This is a genomic window from Actinosynnema sp. ALI-1.44 (assembly GCF_001984155.1).
Taxonomy (GTDB): domain Bacteria; phylum Actinomycetota; class Actinomycetes; order Mycobacteriales; family Pseudonocardiaceae; genus Kibdelosporangium.
In genome coordinates this window covers 61,907-81,841 of sequence record NZ_MTQO01000024.1, presented here as the reverse complement: position 1 = coordinate 81,841, position 19,935 = coordinate 61,907, and the positions used below count along the sequence as shown (strand labels likewise).

19 protein-coding genes and 2 pseudogenes are annotated in these 19,935 nt (G+C 66.9%); 14 read left to right on the top strand and 7 right to left on the bottom strand.

The window, feature by feature from the left end; translation table 11 throughout:
* Nucleotides 1-493 precede the first annotated feature (493 nt).
* From ALI144C_RS02480 to ALI144C_RS02455, 6 genes and pseudogenes are all read right to left on the bottom strand, one after another.
* Nucleotides 494-1,381 carry a proline iminopeptidase-family hydrolase gene (locus ALI144C_RS02480; protein WP_083752642.1) on the bottom strand — a complete coding sequence of 296 codons (888 nt, stop codon included), beginning with the start codon at nucleotides 1,379-1,381 and terminating at the stop codon, nucleotides 494-496.
* A 58-nt stretch (nucleotides 1,382-1,439) separates the two neighbouring features.
* Complete coding sequence (locus tag ALI144C_RS02475) at nucleotides 1,440-1,880, bottom strand: nuclear transport factor 2 family protein (protein ID WP_202818828.1); 441 nt, start codon at nucleotides 1,878-1,880, stop codon at nucleotides 1,440-1,442.
* Nucleotides 1,881-2,559: 679 nt separating this feature from the next.
* Nucleotides 2,560-3,069, bottom strand: coding sequence for an alpha/beta hydrolase fold domain-containing protein (locus ALI144C_RS02465; RefSeq protein WP_083752641.1), 510 nt, complete (start codon nucleotides 3,067-3,069; stop codon nucleotides 2,560-2,562).
* A gap of 140 nt (nucleotides 3,070-3,209) precedes the next feature.
* Complete coding sequence (locus ALI144C_RS57170; RefSeq protein WP_237773924.1) at nucleotides 3,210-3,470, bottom strand: hypothetical protein; 261 nt, start codon at nucleotides 3,468-3,470, stop codon at nucleotides 3,210-3,212.
* Nucleotides 3,467-4,218, bottom strand: a pseudogene (locus ALI144C_RS02460) (oxidoreductase). Before ALI144C_RS02460 ends, ALI144C_RS57170 begins: the two are co-directional and overlap by 4 nt.
* A gap of 115 nt (nucleotides 4,219-4,333) precedes the next feature.
* The gene (locus ALI144C_RS02455) at nucleotides 4,334-5,272 is read right to left on the bottom strand and encodes an NADP-dependent oxidoreductase (protein WP_076985342.1); all 939 of its coding nucleotides are present in this window, start codon (nucleotides 5,270-5,272) and stop codon (nucleotides 4,334-4,336) included.
* Between the two features lie 127 nt (nucleotides 5,273-5,399).
* Here ALI144C_RS02455 and ALI144C_RS02450 point away from each other — a divergent pair, with 127 nt between their 5' ends.
* Together ALI144C_RS02450 and ALI144C_RS02445 are read left to right on the top strand one after the other, a co-directional pair.
* Nucleotides 5,400-5,888: a MarR family winged helix-turn-helix transcriptional regulator gene (locus ALI144C_RS02450; RefSeq protein ID WP_076985341.1), complete on the top strand. Its 489-nt coding sequence runs from the start codon at nucleotides 5,400-5,402 to the stop codon at nucleotides 5,886-5,888.
* A gap of 80 nt (nucleotides 5,889-5,968) precedes the next feature.
* A pseudogene (locus ALI144C_RS02445) lies at nucleotides 5,969-6,747 on the top strand (transposase).
* A 52-nt stretch (nucleotides 6,748-6,799) separates the two neighbouring features.
* On the opposite strand, the gene ALI144C_RS55210 reads toward ALI144C_RS02445, so the two are convergent.
* Nucleotides 6,800-6,979, bottom strand: coding sequence for a hypothetical protein (locus ALI144C_RS55210; protein ID WP_168211149.1), 180 nt, complete (start codon nucleotides 6,977-6,979; stop codon nucleotides 6,800-6,802).
* A 572-nt stretch (nucleotides 6,980-7,551) separates the two neighbouring features.
* On the opposite strand from ALI144C_RS55210, the gene ALI144C_RS02435 reads away from it, so the two are divergent.
* The 12 genes from ALI144C_RS02435 to ALI144C_RS55200 are packed head-to-tail and all read left to right on the top strand — an operon-like array spanning nucleotide 7,552 to nucleotide 19,928.
* Nucleotides 7,552-9,039 (top strand): FAD-dependent monooxygenase, encoded by a 1,488-nt coding sequence (locus ALI144C_RS02435; RefSeq protein ID WP_076985339.1) that lies wholly within the window; start codon nucleotides 7,552-7,554, stop codon nucleotides 9,037-9,039.
* 1 nt (nucleotide 9,040) lies between these two features.
* Nucleotides 9,041-9,370: a TcmI family type II polyketide cyclase gene (locus tag ALI144C_RS02430; RefSeq protein ID WP_076985338.1), complete on the top strand. Its 330-nt coding sequence runs from the start codon at nucleotides 9,041-9,043 to the stop codon at nucleotides 9,368-9,370.
* Nucleotides 9,367-10,635 (top strand): beta-ketoacyl-[acyl-carrier-protein] synthase family protein, encoded by a 1,269-nt coding sequence (locus tag ALI144C_RS02425; protein WP_076985337.1) that lies wholly within the window; start codon nucleotides 9,367-9,369, stop codon nucleotides 10,633-10,635. The genes ALI144C_RS02430 and ALI144C_RS02425 overlap by 4 nt, the downstream gene beginning before the upstream one ends.
* The gene (locus tag ALI144C_RS02420) at nucleotides 10,632-11,849 is read left to right on the top strand and encodes a ketosynthase chain-length factor (protein WP_076985336.1); all 1,218 of its coding nucleotides are present in this window, start codon (nucleotides 10,632-10,634) and stop codon (nucleotides 11,847-11,849) included. The genes ALI144C_RS02425 and ALI144C_RS02420 overlap by 4 nt, the downstream gene beginning before the upstream one ends.
* 51 nt (nucleotides 11,850-11,900) lie before the next feature.
* Entirely contained in the window at nucleotides 11,901-12,158 is a 258-nt protein-coding gene (locus ALI144C_RS02415; RefSeq protein ID WP_076985335.1) for a phosphopantetheine-binding protein, read from the top strand.
* 13 nt (nucleotides 12,159-12,171) lie between these two features.
* Nucleotides 12,172-13,896, top strand: coding sequence for an acetyl-CoA carboxylase carboxyltransferase subunit alpha (locus tag ALI144C_RS02410; protein WP_076985334.1), 1,725 nt, complete (start codon nucleotides 12,172-12,174; stop codon nucleotides 13,894-13,896).
* On the top strand, nucleotides 13,893-14,441 hold the full coding sequence (locus ALI144C_RS02405) for an acetyl-CoA carboxylase biotin carboxyl carrier protein (protein WP_076985333.1): 549 nt from the start codon (nucleotides 13,893-13,895) through the stop codon (nucleotides 14,439-14,441). The genes ALI144C_RS02410 and ALI144C_RS02405 overlap by 4 nt, the downstream gene beginning before the upstream one ends.
* Nucleotides 14,442-14,454: 13 nt before the next feature.
* Nucleotides 14,455-15,846 (top strand): acetyl-CoA carboxylase biotin carboxylase subunit, encoded by a 1,392-nt coding sequence (gene accC / locus ALI144C_RS02400; protein WP_076985332.1) that lies wholly within the window; start codon nucleotides 14,455-14,457, stop codon nucleotides 15,844-15,846.
* A gap of 38 nt (nucleotides 15,847-15,884) precedes the next feature.
* On the top strand, nucleotides 15,885-16,670 hold the full coding sequence (gene fabG, locus ALI144C_RS02395) for a 3-oxoacyl-ACP reductase FabG (protein ID WP_076985331.1): 786 nt from the start codon (nucleotides 15,885-15,887) through the stop codon (nucleotides 16,668-16,670).
* 38 nt (nucleotides 16,671-16,708) lie between these two features.
* Entirely contained in the window at nucleotides 16,709-17,653 is a 945-nt protein-coding gene (locus ALI144C_RS02390) for an aromatase/cyclase (protein WP_076985330.1), read from the top strand.
* Entirely contained in the window at nucleotides 17,650-19,170 is a 1,521-nt protein-coding gene (locus tag ALI144C_RS55205; protein ID WP_076985329.1) for an FAD-dependent monooxygenase, read from the top strand. Before ALI144C_RS02390 ends, ALI144C_RS55205 begins: the two co-directional genes overlap by 4 nt.
* Entirely contained in the window at nucleotides 19,167-19,928 is a 762-nt protein-coding gene (locus ALI144C_RS55200) for an SDR family oxidoreductase (RefSeq protein ID WP_076985328.1), read from the top strand. Before ALI144C_RS55205 ends, ALI144C_RS55200 begins: the two co-directional genes overlap by 4 nt.
* The last annotated feature ends 7 nt before the right edge of the window (nucleotides 19,929-19,935 follow it).

Sequence of the window (19,935 nt, the reverse complement as noted above, 5' to 3'; positions counted from 1 at the left end):
GGGCTTCCCGATGGCACCGGACCAGCGTCCTCGATGGCCTCATCAACGAATACCGCTACGCCGCTTGACGAGCAGCGATGACTTTTCGAGCGGTACAGGCTCGCGCCCGCGAGGGTTCGCGAACCTGCGAAACGCATGACGGGTTGGCAACCGGTCAGTAGACAGCGTTACAAAGAATCCGGCCACCTGCGGCCACGGCGGCACTGCATTCTCCGTCGTCTTCCTGCTATGGCCGTGATCGTCGTCCTCGCATGGTCACCCCTTTCCGAATGCGTCCGACAACCGAGGGCATCATGCACACGACTCCCAGCCATTGATGACAAGTGAAGGAAACCGTTGGCATGAGGGTTGACCGCACTCGAAGCCGGGTTGCTGGTCACCGGCGGTGGTTCCGGTCCGGCGACACCCATGGCCTCGACGAGAACGGTCGCCACGCTTGATCATTCCTGCGGGGCGAACACACGCCAGCAAGTTTGGCCACTGACGGTGGGAACTACGAGCGTTCTTCGATCCGCGTCATGTATTCCCGAATGATGGAGACGTATTCGCGGCGAAGCGGCTCCTCTTCGAGATAACCCATGTGGGCGGCGCCGGACTGTGTGACATGCTCGGAGTCCGGAATTCGGCTGGCGATGTCCGCGAGGTGCGAGGGAACGCATTCGTCGAACTCTCCGCCGAGGACCAGTGCGGGGACTCGGATGCGGTCGAGTTCGCCGAAGATGTCCCAATCCTTGAGGGTGCCCGTAACGTGGTAATCGGCCTGGCCGATCATCGTCCTGAACGTCAGCAGGCTCATGCGATCCGGGTCGAGGCTTACCGACGAGGTGCGCACAACCATTGCTCGCATGTACTCGCCCTGGGCGACCAGGTAATCGGGATTGTCCGTCTCTCCTCTGAGTTCACGACCATAGGTACGATCCAGAACCTCGCCCGGTAGCTGCGCCAGCAATTCTCGTACCTCTTCCGTGAACCGGGGTACGCTGGCCAACCCATTGGCACAGATCAAACTCGTCCAGTCGGGCGCCCGCTGCGCGGCATACTGAAGGCCGAGCATGGCTCCCCAGGAGTGGCCATAGACATGCGGGCGTCGCAGACCGAGACCTTCGATGACCGCGCCGAGTTCGTCGAGGAAGCGATCCACTGTGAGCAACGAGGTATCGTCGATCGGGTCCGAACGCCCCACCCCGAGTTGGTCGTACCAGACGACTTCGCGCTCCTGGGCAAGCGGCTCGAATGCCTCGAACAACAGATCGCTCGGATAGCCCGGCCCGCCGTGCACCAGGAGAAGCGGCAGGCCACCGCTGCCCGACCTGCGGTACCAGACCTTACCTCCTGGCACGGCGATCTCGCCTTCAACCATGTCGACCCGGGAACCGGTCATCGGCCGACCACCCGTCCAACAGCTTTGCCGGAACCATTCTTCGAGAGCACAAGCAGAATCATGCTGCCTCGCTCGCCGGCATGGGGTAGGCGTACTCTTCGACCCGGTCGATGAGGCCGTCCTCGAACCGGAAGTACATCGCCGCGTGGAGCTCTCTACGGGAACCGTCGGACATGGCCAGGTGAAGTACCTGTTGGTGGAGCACCTCGTGCGCATTCTGGAACTGGCGGATGACGTCGTACCGTAACGAATCGACGGTGGCGACAAGCGGGCTGAGCTGGTCCAGTTTCTCGTTGATCGTCTGCTGGCCCGCACCGTCGTTGTGCCACACGGTGGCTTTGTCGGTACACATCGCTTGCATACCGGCGAAGTCATAGGCCTCCAGGTGCCGCAGCCACTGAAGCGCTTTCTCGGCAATGTTCTGCCCCATACCTCGTTCTCGTTTCATCGTTGTTGGCGCACCTTGCGAATGTAAGGCCGGATCGGCGATCTCCAGCATAGCGATGAAACCTCGGAACGTAAGGCTTGACTTACCCTTCCGCGCCAGGCAGAGCGGTTGGGTCGCGAAACGCCCTCGGCACGTAACTCGTGAAAGGTACCCCTTTCCCCTGTCTTTCTCCGACCGATACCGATGCGCACCACCGGGACCCAGGACGCCGCCACCCACCGCCTCGGTCATACAGGGGGCAGGCGAGTGACGATCGTCGCCACGCGTCGGCCGATCGCCAGGACGTGCTCGAGCCGCTTCACCAACACTGCGTGGCAGGTGGTCTCCTCCGCCATGGCTGGCTCTGCACGCCCCTCTTTCTGTGCGTGCAGCGCCCGCATCGTCGTTGTCCAGTCGGCCCGGACCAGGACGTCCGGCGATCTCCAGTCGATCAGGCTGGTAGGTTCGCGTCATCGCGTCGACCGCTTCCTCGACATCGGTGATGCGCTGTAAGAGCCCTGTCGGTTCGGTAATGTCGACCGGCACGCTCCATGGGCTCGGCTCGCCCGTACTCGTCGTCGACGGCACTGGCGACATCGGCTCCCACCTCGGCGGTTGGGCCTCCTCATCGCGGCTTTGCGACACGGCCCCCACGACTGGTGACACGGTAAGCCGCGGTGGTTCGAGGGGAACAGCCGTTTTGCGCTCCGACGCGGCCGGAATGCGCCGGAGCACGAAACGGGTACGGGGTCTACGACCTGTCGAAGGCGGCGCGAAGGTGGTCACCAATCATGGTGATGGCGCTCCGCGCGGTCTCGACGGGTGTGACGTGGGTGAAACCGTGGTCGGAGTCGGGGAAGTCGTGGTAGCTGACCTCGACCCCGGCTGTGCGTGCAGCGTCGGCGAGTGCGTGCATCTCGCCGCGCAGCGTGTCCAGTCCGCCGGTGAGGACCAGCAACGGCGGGAAGTCGCCCAGCTTCGGGTACTTGGCCGGGGACACGACCGGATCGTCCAGATCAGCGCCCTGGAAGTAGGTGCGGCGAACCATCCGCATCATCCACCGCCCGACGATGGGCCGCCTGCTGGGGCTGGTGCGGCTCGCATCCGGCAGGAAGAGGTCGCCGACGGCGTATTCCAGGCTGGCGGCCACCGGCGTGGGCTCTCCGTCCCGCAGGGCTTGGACGAGCACGCTGAGCGCGAGCTTGCCCCCGGCGCTCGCTCCGCCCACCGACACTCGGCACTCCGATGCGCTCGGGTTCAGGCACTGGTTTCGTCGCGAACTGCAGCTTCGGCGACGAGAACAGGTACCGGGTCAGAATCGGGAACACCGCCTGGAAGGCGCGGGTGAGCAACGCCGGCCGCACCGCGATTGCCGGGTCCTTGAACGGCATGTGCGGCCTCCTATCCCTCGAGCGTGGGGTAGTCGGTGTAGCCGCGGTGGTCGCCGCCGTAGAACGTGGCCTTGTCGGGGGTGTTGAACGGCCCGCCCTCGGCGAGGCGATGAGGCAGGTCGGGGTTGGCGAGGAACAGGGCTCCGAAAGCGATGAGGTCGGCGGTGCCGTCCTCGACGAGGCCGAGGGAGTCCTGGCCGGTTGGTTCCGGATAGGTGAACGGGTTGAGCACGAACACCCCCGGCCAGTCCTTGCGCAACCGCTTCGTCAAGTCGCGGTCAGGGCCCTCCAGCAGGGGCAGATAAGCCAGTCCCAGCGGGCGAGTGCGGCGACGAGCGAGGTGTAGGTCTGTTCCACATCGGACGGATCAGTCTCGGCGATGTCGTTCAGAGGGTTGCCGGGGGAGACACGGAAACCGGTGCGGTGACCGCCGATTGCCTCGACGACCGCCGTGGCGACCTCGACGCCGAGCCGGATCCGGCCTGCCACCGACTCGCCCCACCCGTCGGTGCGCTGGTTGGCGTTCGGAGCGAGGAATTGGTGGATGAGGTAGCCGTTGGCGCCGTGGATCTCGACCCCGTCGAAACCGGCCTCGATCGCGTTGCGCGCGGCGGCGGCATAGTCGGTGATCGTCTGGGCGATCTCGTCCTCGGTGAGTTCCTTCGGCGTGACGAAGTCCTTCATGCCGTCGTGCGTGAACACTTGGCCCCGCGCCGCGACCGGGGAGGGGCCGACGGAGAGCAGTCCGTCGGGCAGCAGGCTGGGGTGGCTGATCCGGCCGGTGTGCATGAGCTGGGCGAAGACCGTGCCGCCCTTGGCGTGTACGGCGTCGGTGACCTGTCGCCACCCGGCGATCTGCGCGTCGGAGTGCAGACCGGGGGTGTCCGGGTAGCCCTGGCCGATCACCGAGGGCTGGGTGCCTTCGTCACGATCAGCCCGGCCGAGGCGCGCTGGGCGTAGTAGGTGGCGTTGAGTTCGGTCGGGGCCGCGCCGGGCCCGTAGGCGCGGCTGCGGGTCATCGGGGCCATCGCGATGCGGTTCGGCAGGCGCTTGCCGCCCAGGTCGATCGGGTCGAACGCGGTCGTCATCGGGGAGTGTTCCTAAACGGTGGTAGGGGTAGTTCTGTCGTGGTGGTCAGGCTGGGGTGAGGACGGTTTTGCCGGCGAGGCGTCCGGTGGCGGCCTCGTCGTGGACGGCGGGCAGGTCCGAGAGCGGGCGGCGGGCGGCGACGTCGATGCGCAGTTCGCCGCGGTCGACGCGGGTCACGAGTTCGGCGAGTTGGTCTGCCCTGCTGAGCACGAACACACGTGCCGTGCGGATGCCGCGTCCGGGGTCCTCCGGAGGCGGGGTGGTGGTGCTGACCAGCGCGCCACCGTCGGCGACCAGATCGGCGAGCGCCGCGGTCTCCTCCGGCGTGGTCGCGACGAGGTTGACCACGACGTCGAACGGAGCGCCCTCCGCGGTGAGCGGGTCGTTGCCGTGGTCGAGGTAGCCGATGATGCGGTCGGCACCATCCCGGCGGAGCCGGGCTGCATGGCGGTGACTCGCGGTGGCGGTGACCCGGGCTGCGGCCTGGTGGGCGAGTTGCACGGCGTATCCGCCGACAGCGCCGCCGGCCCCGTTGATCAGGGTCGTCTGGCCCGCACGCAGGCTGGCGAGGTCGAACAGCGCCTGCCAGGCGGTCAGTCCGCCGACTGGCAAAGCGGCTGCGTCCGCAAGCTCGACCGTTCGCGGTGCGGTGGCCAGGGTGTCCGCGGGCGCGACGACGTAGTCGGCGGCGGCGCCGTCGGCGTTCATCGGCAGGAACGCTACGACGGCGTCACCGACCCGCCAGCCGTCGACCCCGTCGCCGAGCTCGGCGATCGTTCCCGCGACGTCGATGCCGGGAATGTGCGGGCACTCGACGGCGAACACCTCCCGCAAGGCTCCGGTCCGGATGCCGATGTCCACGGGGTTGAACGTGGTGCCCGCGACCTCGACCAGCACTTGGCCCTCGCTGGGCGTCGGCCGTTCGGCCTCTTCGTAGACCAGCACGTCGCTGCCGCCGTATTGGTGATAGCGCACTGCCTTCATGGCTGCCTCCCGTATTGCTTCGATGTCGAAGTTATTTCCAGGCTAGCTTGCTTTGACTTCGAAGCAAGTCTTTCGCTGGGTGAGCTGGGCCACGATGATTCGAAGTCGAAGTAACTAAGATGCGGTCATGGCAGACGCGCTGGAACCCGAACAGCTCGACACGTACTTCGCGCTCATGGAGTCGGTCAGCCTGCTGCATCACGCTGTCGAGCAGCAGGTGCGCGCGGCGGGTGAGCTCAGCTACGTCCAGTTCCAACTGCTGGCGCGGCTCGCCGATGCCCCGGATCGGCAGTTGACCATGACCGCCCTCGCCGACGGCGTCGTCTACAGCCGCAGCGGTCTGACCCATCAAGCCGGACTGCTGGAGAAGGCCGGGCTGATCACCCGTGCCACCAGTCCCGACGACCAACGCGCCACTTTGGTCACGATCACTCGGGCCGGGCTCGACCGGGTGGCCGCGATCCTGCCCGGTCACGTCGACGTTGTGCGCGACCTGCTGTTCGATCCACTGTCCAAAGAGGATTTAGATGTTCTCGGCGGCATCATGGGCAGGGTCCGCGACCACATGCGAGCCCAGCCTCCTCGCTCTGTTTCGACCCGCAAACGACGTGCTTGAACCGCTTCCGTCTCCGAGCCCCTAAGGCTGTCTCGTAACCCGGTGGTCGGCTGGTCGGGCTTGTGGTTGATCATGGTGGGGTGCAGGTGATCTCAGCGTCCCGGTCGGAGTGGATCGCCCCGTTTACGGGGCTGCAACCAGGTCAGTTCCGCAAGCTCGTGCGAGTCGTGGCTCAACGCGGTGGCGAGGCGATCGCCGACGGCCGTCCAGGTCGGCCATGGCGACTGACTCTGCCCGACGGGTCCTGCTGGTCGCGACGTACTGGCGGACGAACCTGACCATGCGGCAGATCGGCCCGCTGTTCGGCGTCTCGCACTCCGCGGCCCATCGCGTCGTCGACTCACTCGGCCCGCTGTTGGCCTTGGCCCCAGTCCGCCGACGCCGGGTCGATCAGGTTGCGATCGTCGACGGCACCCTGGTGCCCACCCGTGACCACCGCATCGCCGAACGGTCCAAGAACTACCGATACTCGACCAACCTCCAGGTCGCCATCGACGCCGACACCCGCCTGGTCATCGCCACAGGAGACCCGCAACCGGGCAACCGCAACGACTGCACTGTCTACCGCGACTCCGGCATCGCCGACGCGTTGACCGGTCGCCCTGTGATGGCCGACGGCGGCTACCGGGGCAATCCCGATGTGATCATGCCGTATCGCACACGCGCCAAGGACGTTGCTTTGCCCGACTGGCAAGAGGATCTCAACACGGTCCACCACAAGGTCCGTGCCCGCGTCGAACACGCTCTTGCGCGGATGAAGACCTACAAGATCCTGCGCGACTACCGCCGCGCCGGCCACACCCTGGCCACCACCGCCTCCGGCATCGCCTTCCTGCACAGCCTCGCCATCACTGGCTGACCAACTCGATCCCGCAAGACCGCCATAAGATCAGTTACGAGACAACCTTTAGTCAGGTGTTGTCCTGGCTTGCCCTGTTCGCCCGGTCGTCGGCGTCGAAGGATGCGGAAATACTCGCCTTGCGCCACGATGTCGCTGTCCTGCGACGGAACAACCCGAGACCGCGCTTGTCCTGGCCGGATCGCGCGGTCCTGGCCGGGCAGGCCCGGATGCATCCCAAGGCCCTGCGCATCCACCGGACAGTTACGCCGGGAACGTTGTTGCGCTGACACCGCAAGCTGATCGCCGCGTGGTGGCGACAGTCGCAACCGCCGGGCGTTCACTGATCAGCGATGAACTGGCCGCGCTGATCGTGCGCCTGGCGAGGAGAACCGGTCCTGGGGCGTGGTTCGCATCCAGGCGAGCTGCGCCGCCTCGGCTATCGGATCGCCGCATCCACCATCCGCAACATCCTGCGCGCCAGCGGGATCCCGCCATCGACACGCCGGGATGAGACCTGGCGCACCTTCCTGCGAGCCCAGGCCGACAGCCTGCTGGCGATCGACTTCTTCCACATCGACACCGTGACGCTGAAGCGGCTGTACGTCGCGTAATCAGTTCGGCGCGACAAGGAACCACCGACTTCAGCGAGGCTTCAGCGGCGCAGGGCGCAGACCTTCAGTCTACTGGTCCATCCTTCGGTGTGGTGTGGAGCGGCCTCCTGTGCAGGGAGCCATCTGCCGGACTTCCACAGGGAGTTCCAGCTCGATCTGGCCCACGCAGCCAACCAATGCCAGTTCTCGGACGACGGCCAAGGAGAGACGCATGGACGCCGCAGTGATTGTCGCGGGTGCCGGCCCGGCGGGCCTGATGCTCGCCGGTGAGCTGCGGCTCACGGGAATCGATGTGATCGTAGTGGAACGCCTTGTAGAGCCGACCGGGGAGTCGCGCGGGCTGGGATTCACCGCGCGAACGATGGAGGTGTTCGACCAGCGCGGACTGCTGTCACGGCTCGGCGAGATAGAAATCAGCAACGTCGGGCATTTCGGTGGCCTGCCGATGGACTTCGGCGTGCTCGACGGCGCCCACTTCGGCGGGAAGGGCGTGCCGCAGGCCCACACGGAGGCGATGCTGGCGGAGTGGGCCACTGAGCTGGGCGCGGACATCCGGCGTGGCCATGTGCTGGTCGGACTGGCCGACGACGGTGATGGCGTCGAGGTCGATGTCAACGGGCCGGATGGCCCGCACCGCCTGCGCGCTTCTTACCTGGTGGGTTGTGATGGTGGCCGCAGCACCGTGCGGAAGACGGCCGGGTTCGATTTTCCTGGCACGGCAGCGACCCTTGAGATGTTCATCGCCGATGTGAAGGACTGCGACATCCGTCCGCGCTGGGCAGGCGAGACCAAGCCCAACGGCATGGTCATGGCTGGTCCGCTCGGCGATGGCGTCACGCGGATCGTCGTCTGTGAACGCGACCGGCCCCCGCGGCGGCGCACCGAGCCGCCCGCCTTCGCGGAGGTGGCCGCCGGTTGGCAGCGCCTCACCGGGGAGGACATCAGCGGCGGCACGCCGCTCTGGGCCAGTGCCTTTGGTGACGCCTGCCGTCAGGTGACGGAATATCGTCGCGGACGGATATTGCTGGCAGGCGACGCGGCGCACATTCACCTGCCTGCCGGTGGGCAGGGGATGAACACGAGCATTCAGGACGTGGTGAATCTCGGCTGGAAGCTCGCTGCCGACGTGCAGGGCTGGGCGCCTCCCGGCCTGCTGGACTCATACCACGCCGAGCGGCATCCGGTGGGGGTCCGGCTGCTGATGAACACCCAGGCGCAAGGACTCTTGTTCCTCAGCGGCGACGACGTGCAGCCACTGCGTGACGTCATGACCGAGCTCATTCGCTATGCCGAGGTAAGCCGCCACCTGGTGGGCATGGTCAGCGGTCTGGAAATTCACTACCCCATGGACACCGGCGAGCACCCGCTGCTGGGTTTCCGTATGCCGCATCAGGAACTGGTGGGTGATACGGGCAAAACCAGCAGCACCGAGCTGCTGCGTCCGGCAAGGGGTGTGCTCATCGACTTTGCCGACAACGCCGAGTTGCGCCGTACCGCGGCGGGATGGGGGGATCGGGTGGATGTGATCACCGCAGCTCCCCACGCGATCGGCCCCGACAGCATCTTCGTGACCACCGACGCGGTCCTGGTCCGACCGGACGGCCATGTGGCTTGGGCGGCGCCGGGCGGCGGCGGGCTGTCCGCGGCTCTGCACCGTTGGTTCGGCTCGCCGCGCGTCGCTCCCGGAGGAGAGAAGTAGCATGCACAGCACCTTGATCGTGGCACGGATGGCTGCTGGTTCGCGCGACGACGTCGCCCGGATATTCGGTCGGTTCGATACCACCGAAATGCCTCGGCTGATGGGGACGAGACGTCGTCAACTGTTCTCGTACCAGGGCCTGTACTTTCATCTCCAGGATTTCGACACGGACGGCGGCGAGCCGATAGAGCAGGCGAAATCGCATCCGCTCTTTGTTGGCATCAGTGCCGATCTGCAGCCCTTCATCGATCCTTATGACCCGGAGACCTGGCGTTCTCCCGCCGATGCGATGGCTCACCGCTTCTATCACTCGACGCCGTCTTTACGATGAGGCGCCGGGTAGTCATTACCGGTGTGGGCGTACTGGCGCCGGGTGGTGTCGGCGTCAAAGAATTTTGGAGCCTGTTGAGCGATGGCCGGACGGCGACCAGGACAATCACCTTCTTCGATCCCTCGCCATTCCGGTCGAGGGTCGCGGCCGAGATTGATTTCGCCCCGGCGGCGCACGGCTTGAGCCAGCAGGAAATCCGGCGGATGGACCGCGCAGCGCAGCTCGCCGTGGTCGCCACCCGGGCAGCGGTGGGTGACAGCGGTGTGGAACTGACCGAGCTGGACCCCTGCCGGGTCGGGACGGCCATCGGCAGCGCGGTCGGCGCCACGATGGGCCTTGAGGAGGAATACCGGGTCGTGAGCGACGACGGCAGGCTGGAGCTGGTCGATCACGAGTACGTGGTGCCACACCTCTACAACCACTTCGTGCCGAGCTCGTTCGCTGCCGAGATCGCCTGGGCGGTGGGCGCCGAGGGGCCGGCTATCGTCGTGTCCACCGGCTGTACCTCCGGCCTGGATTCCGTCGGCCATGCATGCGAGCTGATCCGGGACGGCTCTGTCGACGTGATGATCGCCGGTGCGACGGACGCGCCCATCTCGCCGATCACTGTGGCGTGTTTCGACGCGATCAAGGCGACGACTCCGCGCAACGACGACGCTGAGCACGCGTCGCGGCCGTTCGACGGGACCCGCAACGGTTTCGTGCTCGGTGAGGGTGCCGCGGTGTTCGTGTTGGAGGACATGGACAGTGCCCAGCGTCGCAACGCCCACATCTACGCGGAGATCGCGGGCTTCGCCGCCCGGTGCAACGCGTTCCACATGACGGGGCTGCGGCCGGACGGCCGGGAGCTGGCCGAGGCTGTTCGAGTCGCGCTGGACGAGGCGCGGATGAGCGCCGAGGACATCGACTACGTCAACGCGCACGGCTCGGGCACCAAGCAGAACGACCGGCACGAGACCGCGGCGTTCAAGCGCAGCCTCGGCGAACACGCCTACCGCACACCGGTGAGCTCCATCAAGTCGATGATCGGCCATTCCCTCGGTGCGATCGGCTCGATCGAGATCGCCGCGTCCGTGCTGGCGATCGAACACAATGTCGTGCCGCCGACCGCGAACCTGCACACCCCTGAGCCGGAATGCGATCTCGACTACGTGCCGATCACCGCGCGCGAATGGCACACCGACACGGTGCTGACCGTGGGCAGCGGGTTCGGCGGGTTCCAGAGCGCGATGGTGCTGACCCGAGCCGGGCGGAGCACATCATGACCACCCCGGTAGTGGTGACCGGGATCGGTGTCCTGGCGCCCAACGGACTCGGAGCGGCGGACTACTGGGCGGCGACCCTCAAGGGCCACAACGGTATCGGGCGGATCACCCGGTTCGATCCGAGTCCGTACCCTGCCCGGCTGGCCGGCGAGGTGCCGGGCTTCGTGGCACGGGAACACCTGCCGAGCAGGCTGATCCCGCAGACCGACCACATGACCCGGCTCGCGCTCGTCGCCGCCGAGTGGGCCCTGGCCGATGCCGGGGTGCGGCCGGACGAACTGGCCGAGTTCGAGATGGGCGTGATCACCGCCAGCGCGTCGGGCGGCTTCGAGTTCGGCCAGAACGAGTTGCGGAACCTGTGGAGCAAGGGCAGCCGGTACGTCAGTGCCTACCAGTCCTTCGCCTGGTTCTACGCGGTGAACACCGGTCAGATCTCGATCCGCCACGGTATGCGCGGTCCCGGCAGCGTTGTCGTCAGTGACCAGGCCGGTGGCCTCGATGCGGTCGGGCAGGCGCGGCGGCAGATCCGCAACGGCAGCAAACTGATCGTCTCCGGTGGTGTGGACGGTTCGATCTGCCCGTGGGGCTGGGTCGCTCATCTGGCCACCGGCAGGTTGAGCACCAGCGACGAACCGGACAGGGCATACCTTCCGTTCGACACCGAGGCGCGTGGGCATGTGCCGGGTGAAGGTGGCGCGCTGCTCATCCTCGAGGACGCCGAAGCCGCGCGAATCCGTGGTGCGCGGTCGGTCTACGGCGAGATCGCCGGGTACGGAGCCACGTTCGACCCGAAACCGGGCAGCGACCGGGAGCGGGGGCCGCGGCGGGCGATCGAGCTCGCGCTCACCGACGCCGCCATGGAACCCGGCGAGATCGATGTGGTTTTCGCCGATGCCGCGGCGATGCCGGAACGCGACCGCATCGAGGCCGCCGCGATCACCGCGGTGTTCGGGCCGCGGGCAGTTCCGGTCACCGCACCCAAGACGATGGTTGGCCGGCTGTGTTCCGGGGCCGCGTCGCTGGACATCGCGGCCGCCCTGCTGTCCATCCGGGACGGAGTGGTGCCACCGACCACGAACGTCTCACTGTCCGTCGAGTACGAACTCGATCTGGTGCTCACCAAGCCGAGAGCCTCGGTGGTGCGAGCCGCACTGGTTGTCGCATGTGGACATGGCGGCTTCAACTCCGCAGTGGTCGTCCGGGCCCCGCGATAGCCGGATCCGTGCCTGGCGGCGGAATTCAACACCGAGGACAAGGACACCGTAATGATCGAATTCGAAGTCACCATCGAGGATCTCAAGCGCATCCTGCAGGAGGGCGCCGGCGCCGACGAGAACGTCGACCTCGGCGGCGACATCCTCGACACCGAGTTCGAGAAGCTGGGCTACGACTCACTGGCGTTACTGGAAACCGCCGCGCGCGTCACGCGCGAGTTCGACATCACATTCGATGACGACGCCGCGAGCGTCGCCGTGACACCGCGCGGGCTGCTCAAGGTGGTCAACGACGGCACGAGCGAGTAGGGGAACGTCAACCATGACCGAAGCGCTGGGCCGACGCATCACCGAGGACGCCGACTGGATCATCTGTCCGCAGTGCCGGGCGATGATCTACGGCAAGCGCATGTCGCGTGACCTGCGGGTGTGCCCCGACTGTGGCAGCCATCACCGGCTGACCGCGCCCCGGCGGATAGAGCTGCTCTTCGACGAGGCGAATCTCGAGCTGCTCGACGTGCCCGCGCGCAGCGTCGACATCCTCGGATTCACCGACAGCAAACCCTATCCGGTCCGGTTGGCCAAGGCGCGCACCGACACCGGCCTTGCCGAGGGCGTGCTGCTCGCGTCGGGAACCATCCTCGGAGAACCCGTGATCGCCGCGGTGATGGATTTCCGTTTCCTTGGCGGCAGCCTCGGTGCGGCCGTCGGCGAGCTCATCACCCGAGCCGCCGAGCTCGCGCTGGACCGGCGCGTCCCGCTCCTGATCGTGTCCGCGTCCGGTGGTGCGCGGATGCAGGAAGGCGCGATCTCCCTGATGCAGATGGCCAAGACCAGCCAGGCCATCGGCCGGCTCGACGAGGCAGGCGTTCTCACCCTCTCCCTGATCACCGATCCGACCTACGGCGGGGTCGCGGCGTCGTTCGCCACGCTGTGCGATGTGATCATCGCCGAGCCGGGTGCCAGGCTGGGCTTCGCGGGTCCCCGGGTGATCAAGCAGACGATCAAGCAGACCTTGCCACCGGGCTTCCAGACCGCGGAGTTCTTGCTCGAGAACGGGCTTGTCGACACCATCCGGCCGCGTGGTGCGCTGCGGGCCACGCTGGGCAGGCTGCTGTCGATCGGTGGCAAACGGATACCGGGGCGAGGTGTCGAGCGGTCCCAGCCTGCCGCTGGCGAGTCGGACGTCGTGGTGCGCGACTACGACCAGCTCGCGGAGATCGACCCGTGGCAGCACGTCCGGATAGCCCGCGATCTCGCCCGGCCGAACACCATGGACTACATCAGCCGGGCGTTCGACGACTTCGAGGAACTGCACGGTGACCGGCTCGGTGGCGAATGTGCTGCCATCGTCGGTGGAATGGCCCGGCTCGACGGCCTGCCGGTGATGGTGATCGGTCACCAGAAAGGGCACACGATCGCCGAACTGACCGCCCGCAACTACGGGATGCCGACCCCAGACGGCTACCGCAAGGCGGCAAGGCTGATGCGGACGGCCGCCAAGCTTGGCCTGCCGGTGGTCACCCTGGTCGACACTCCCGGCGCGCACCCCGGAATCGAGGCCGAGGAGCACGGCCAGGCCATGGCCGTCGCGGAGAACATCCGGCTGATGGCATGCCTGCCGGTGCCGGTTGTCACCGTGGTGACCGGCGAGGGCGGGAGCGGCGGCGCGCTGGCGCTCGCCGTGGCCGACGAGGTCCTGATCTGCTCGTACGGGGTCTACTCGGTGATCAGTCCGGAAGGGTGCGCCGCGATCCTGTGGAACGACCCCGCGATGGCTCCCACTGCGGCCAAGGCATTGCGGATCGACGCGCGGCAGCTCCTCCGGCTTGGCATCGTCGACGGCGTCGTGCTTGAGCCGGAGGGCGGGAACCAGACCGACCATCCACTGGCCGCCCAACGAGTGCGGACCGCACTGCTCGGCGCGTTACGTCGACTGTCCGGAATGGATGGTGTGGCGCTGGTGGCGAGGCGCCGAGCCCGATTCCGATCGTTCGGCACAGCCGAGGTGACCGGAGCAAGAGTGGACAGAGAGAAGGAGTCGTGACTCAGAGCTACCCGCGCGATCTCGACCGGGAGTTTGTCGAGAGACTGGCGAAACAGCTCGAACTGGACTGTCCGGGCACCGACGCGGCCCAGGAACGCAGCGACCTCATGGACCAGGTCAGCCGCAACGCCGTGCAACTGGCAGCCGAGTTCGGGACCGAGCCGGAGAAGCTGCTGGTCAAGGCGGGCGACGTGTCCGTCGAGGTCAAATGGGAGAAGAGGCCGGCAGTCGGCGCCGCGGTGACCGAGCCGGGCGCCGGGACCCCGCCACCGCGCGCCGGACCCGCGGACTCGACCGTGCGGTACCTGACCGCGCCCACGGTCGGCGTCTTCTACTCGGCCGCCACACCCGGCGCGAGACCGTTCGTCTGCGTCAACGAGACAGTCGTGGCAGGTCAGCAGGTGGGCATCATCGAGGCGATGAAGCTGATGATTCCGATCGAGGCGGACAAGGTCGGCCGGATCATCGAGGTGCTGAAGGAGAACGGACAAGCCGTCGAGTACGACGAGAACCTGTTCGTGCTCGCCCCGGACGACACGGCGTGAGGACGGAGCAGTCATGTTCGGCAAGGTGCTGATCGCCAATCGAGGCGAGATCGCGCTCCGGGTGGCACGGGCCTGTCGGGAACTGGGCATCCGGGTCGTCGCGGTGTACTCGACCGCGGACCGCGACTCGGCGGTGGTGGCCTGCGCCGACCAGGCGATCCAGATCGGCCCGGCGCCTGCCAAACGCAGTTACCTGAACATCCCGGCGATCATCGAGGCGGCGCTGAGCACCGGCGCCGATGCCATCCACCCCGGCTACGGTTTCCTGTCCGAGGATCCCGACTTCGCCGAAGTGTGCCGGGACAACGGCATCGTCTTCGTCGGCCCGCCGTCCGAGGTGATCGCGCGGCTGGGTGACAAGACAGCGGCGCGAAAGCTGATGGCCCGAGCGGGACTGCCGATGCTGCCGGGAAGCCTGGAGCCGCTGCACTCGGTCGAGGAAGCGAATCGGATCGCGGACGACATCGGTTACCCGGTCATCATCAAGGCCGCGGCAGGCGGTGGCGGCAGGGGCATGCGGGTGGTGGCGGAGACCGGCGCGTTCGCCGCCGCCTATCTGGAGACCAAGGCGGGCGCGCAGGCACTGTTCGGTGATTCCAGGGTCTACGTCGAGCGCTACCTGCCCACCGCGCGGCACGTGGAGATCCAGGTGCTGGCCGATCAGTTCGGCAACACGATCCACCTCGGCGCGCGGGACTGTTCGGTGCAGCGGCGGCATCAGAAGCTCGTCGAGGAGAGCCCGGCGCCGCGATTGCCGGACGGTATGGCCGACCGCATGGGACAGGCGGCTGTCAGCGGCGTGCGCGAGGCCGGTTACGTCGGGGCGGGCACCGTCGAATTCCTGTTCAGCCCCGAAGGCGACTTCTACTTCATGGAGGTCAACTGCCGCATCCAGGTCGAGCATCCGGTCACCGAGATGGTCACAGGTGTCGACCTGGTGCAGGAACAGTTCCGGATCGCCGCCGGGCAGAGGCTGGCGCTGCGGCAGGAGGACATCGTGCTGCGCGGCGCGGCGATCGAATGCCGGATCAACGTGGAGGACCCCGAGCGCGATTTCGCACCCACACCGGGGTTGCTGGAGCAGTTCGTTCCCGCGGGCGGGCCGTTCGTGCGGGTCGATACCCACGGTTACGCCGGTTACCGGATGCCGGCGTCCTACGACTCGCTGCTGGCCAAGGTGGTGGCCTGGGCGCCGTCGCGACCGGAAGCACTGGACCGGATGGACCGTGCTTTGGCTGAATTCCGGGTTCGTGGCCCCGGTGTGCACACCACCTCCGACTTCCTGCGTGGCGTGATCGACCATCCCGCGTTCCGGGCCGGTGATCACAACACGGCCCTGGTGGACCGGATACTCCGCGAGCGCCCAGAAAAGTCCATTGTGGACAAAATACCCGGCGTTGCCTGACCGTGCCCGAAACAACGAAGACACTCAGAGGAGAAGACATGTCGGATCATGGTCGGCGGGTCGCGGTCGTCACGGGCGCCACCAGCGGAATCGGTCTCGCAGTGACGAAAGACCTTGCCGGCCGGGGAAACAAAGTGTTCATCTGCGCACGCACCGCGGACAGTCTGGAACTGACGATCAAGCATCTCAGGCAAGACGGATTGGAGGTTCAGGGCATCACCTGCGACGTACGGTCGGCCAAAGAGGTGCGTGCGTTCGTCACCGCCGCCACCGATTGCTACGGGCCGGTGGACATCCTCGTCAACAATGCGGGTCGCAGTGGCGGCGGGGTTACCGCCGACATCGAGGACGAGCTGTGGTTCGACGTCATCAACACCAACCTGAACAGCGTGTTCCTGATGACCCGAGACGTGCTGAGCACGGGCGGCATGCGGGAGCAGTCATGGGGACGCATCGTCAACATCGCGTCGACCGCGGGCAAGCAGGGTGTTGTGCTCGGCGCTCCGTATTCGGCGTCCAAGCACGGCGTCGTGGGCTTCACCAAGGCGTTGGGCAACGAACTGGCCAAGACGGGGATCACGGTGAACGCCGTCTGCCCCGGCTATGTCGAGACGCCGATGGCACAACGGGTCCGGCAGGGCTACGCGGCGGCATGGGACACCTCCGAGGACGACATCCTCACGCGTTTCCAGTCGAAGATCCCGCTCGGCCGCTACTCCACCCCTGAGGAGGTCGCCGGAATGGTCGGCTACCTCGTCTCCGACATCGCCGCGTCGGTCACCGCGCAGGCCGTCAACGTCTGTGGTGGCCTCGGCAACTTCTGAGCCGCGACCGGCTCAGCAACCTGGACAAGGAGGACAGCATGTCACAGCCGGGTACTCGGCACGTGGAGCACGAGATCAAGGTGCGCGCGCCTGCCGAAGTGGTCTACCAGCTCATCGCCGACGTGGCGAACTGGCCGCGGATGTTCCCGCCCAGCGTGCACGTCGAATACCTCGAACGCGGCGACACCGGGGAGAGGATCCAGATCTGGGCCACCGCCAACGGTGAAGCGAAGACCTGGACGTCTCGCCGGGTGCTCGACCCGGAGGCGTTGTGCGTCGAGTTCCGCCAGGAGGTGTCCCAGCCGCCCGTCGGTGCGATGGCAGGCGCCTGGGTGATCGAGCCGATCTCGGCCGGTGAGTCACGGGTTCGCCTGCTGCACGTGTTCCGGGCCGTCGACGACGATCCGAAGAAGCTCGACTGGATCGACAAGGCGGTGGACCTCAACAGCGAATCCGAACTCGCCGCGCTGAAGTCCAACGCTGAGCTGGCGGCCGGGGCACCGGCCCTTTCCCTCACTTTCGACGACACCCTGCAGGTCAACGGATCGGGCAAGGACGTCTACGACTTCATCAACGACGCCCAGCTGTGGCAGGAGCGGCTGTCCCACGTCGTCAAGGTCTCCCTGTCCGAGGACACCCCGGGACTGCAGGTGCTGGCGATGGACACGCGGACCAAGGACGGTTCCGTGCACACCACCAAGTCGGTGCGTGTGTGCTTCCCGCACACCAAGATCGCCTACAAGCAGACCCAGGTGCCCGCGTTGATGACGCTGCACACCGGACAGTGGCTGCTGGTGGAGAACGAGGGCGGTGTCGAGGTGACCTCCCGCCACACCGTGGTGATCAACGAAGCGAACATCGCCGAGGTCCTCGGTGCCGGGGCAGACGTCGAGGACGCCAGGAAGTTCGTCCGCACCGCGCTGGGTACCAACAGCCTGGCCACCTTGGCCCACGCCAAGGAATACGCCGAATCGCGGCGATGACCGTGCGGCGCGTGGACACCGACGTCGTCGTCGTCGGCGCGGGCCCGGTCGGTCTGCTGCTGGCCGGTGAGTTGCGGCTCGGCGGGGTGACGGTAGTCGTGGTGGAGCGGCTGTCCGCACCGACCGGTGAATCCCGGGCTTCGCAGTTGAACACCCGCACCGTGGAGATCTTCGACCAGCGCGGGCTGCTTGAGCGTCTGGGTGAGACAAGGCGCGAAGACGTGGGTCACTTTGGTGGGCTTCCCCTTGACATGAGTCGGCTCCGCAGTGTCCACGCGGGACATTGGAAGGTTCCCCAGTACCGTACCGAGGCGATGCTGGGGGCGTGGGCGTCCGATCTGGGCGCCGACATCCGGCGCGGGCACGAGTTGCGGGAGCTGGCCGCGGGGCCGGACCGGGTCGACGCCGAGGCCGACGGACCCGATGGGCCGGTCGGGCTGTGCGCGAAATATCTGGTCGGCTGCGACGGTGAACAGAGCGCCGTCCGGCTGTTGGCGGGATTCGACTTCCCCGGCACTGAAGCGACCCGCGAGCTGCTCCGGACGGACGTGGCGGGCATCGACATACCGAACCGGCGTTTCCAGCGATGCGAGAATGGACTTGCCATCGCGGCCAGGCGGAGCGATGACGTCACCCGTGTCATGGTGCACGAGTTCGGCCGTCCGGTTCGCCCGCGCACCGGAACGCCGCAGTTCGCCGAGGTCGTCGACGCATGGGCACGGACAACGGGCGAGGACATCAGCGGCGGCAGGCCGATCTGGGTCGACGCGTTTGGCGACGCCAGCCGCCAGGTGACCCACTATCGCCGGGACAGGGTGCTGCTGGCGGGCGACGCCGCACACCGTCAGATGCCTGTCGGCGGTCAGGCTCTCAACCTGGGCCTGCAGGATGCGGTGAACCTCGGCTGGAAGCTGGCCGCACAGGTACGCGGCTGGGCACCTGCCGGGCTGCTGGACAGTTACCACGACGAGCGGCACCCGGTCGGTGCGCGCGTCCTGACCAACGTCGAGGCACAGACCATCCTCCTGCTCGGTGGCAGCGAGGTGGATGCCGTGCGCACGGTCTTCGGTGAGCTGCTTGACGGTCCCGAAGCGCGCGGGCATCTGGCCGGAATGGTCAGCGGCCTTGACGTTCGCTACCAGGTCGGCCCCGGCGAGCATCCCCTGCTGGGCGCCCGGTTGCCGGATTGCGAGCTGACGACCGAATTCGGCCGGACCACCACGACCTTGTTGCTGCGTTCAGCTCGTGGCTTGTTGCTCGACCTTTCCAACGACAGCAACCGGCAGGCGGGCCTGCACCCGGCAGCGATGAAGTGGAGCGACCGGATCCGGACAGTGCGGGCTCGGGCAGCGCCGGACAGTGCGCTGTCCGGAGCCGCTGCCGTCCTCGTGCGCCCGGACGGCCACATTGCCTGGACAGACGACAGCGAGGCAGACATGCAAGCCGCCCTGTACCGCTGGTTCGGCGCACCGGCGGCGGACACGGAAGACTCCCCAACAGGAACGAGGAAAAAGTGAACAGGTTGACGAACAAAACCGCACTGGTCACCGGCGCGAGCCGGGGAATCGGCAGGGCGATCGCCGAGCGGCTCGGCCGCGACGGCGCGCTCGTCGCCGTGCATTACTCGACCAATTCCGAGGCGGCCGAGCAGACCGTCAAGACTATCGTCGCGGCAGGCGGCCGCGCGTTCGCTGTCCAGGCCGAACTGGGCGTGCCGGGCGACGTCGAGGTGCTGTTCGACGGCGTTCAGGCGGGCCTCAAAGAGCACGGCGGACGGGTCGAGCTGGACATCCTGGTGAACAACGCGGGCATCATGGGCGGAGTGGCGCCCGAGGACGTCACACCGGAACTGTTCGACCGTCTGATGGCAGTGAACGCCAAAGCACCACTGTTCATTCTGATGCGCGCCCTGTCGGTCATGCCGGACGGCGGGCGGGTCATCAATATCTCGTCCGGGCTGACCCGGGTCTCCAACGCTCAGGAAGTGGCGTACGCGATGACCAAGGGCGCGGTGGAGATGATCGCCCTGCACTACGCCAAGCACCTCGGTTCGCGAGGCATCACCGTCAACAGCGTGGCGCCCGGCGTCACCAACAACGGCAGCGAGATCTTCAACAACCCGGACGCCGTGGCGTTCATGTCGAATCTGTCGGCGTTCGGGAGGGTCGGCGAGCCGACGGACATCGGTGACGTAGTGGCTTTCCTGGCTTCTGATGACGCCCGCTGGATCACCGGTGCCTTCATCGATGCCAGCGGCGGCTCGCTGCTCGGCTGATGGCGGG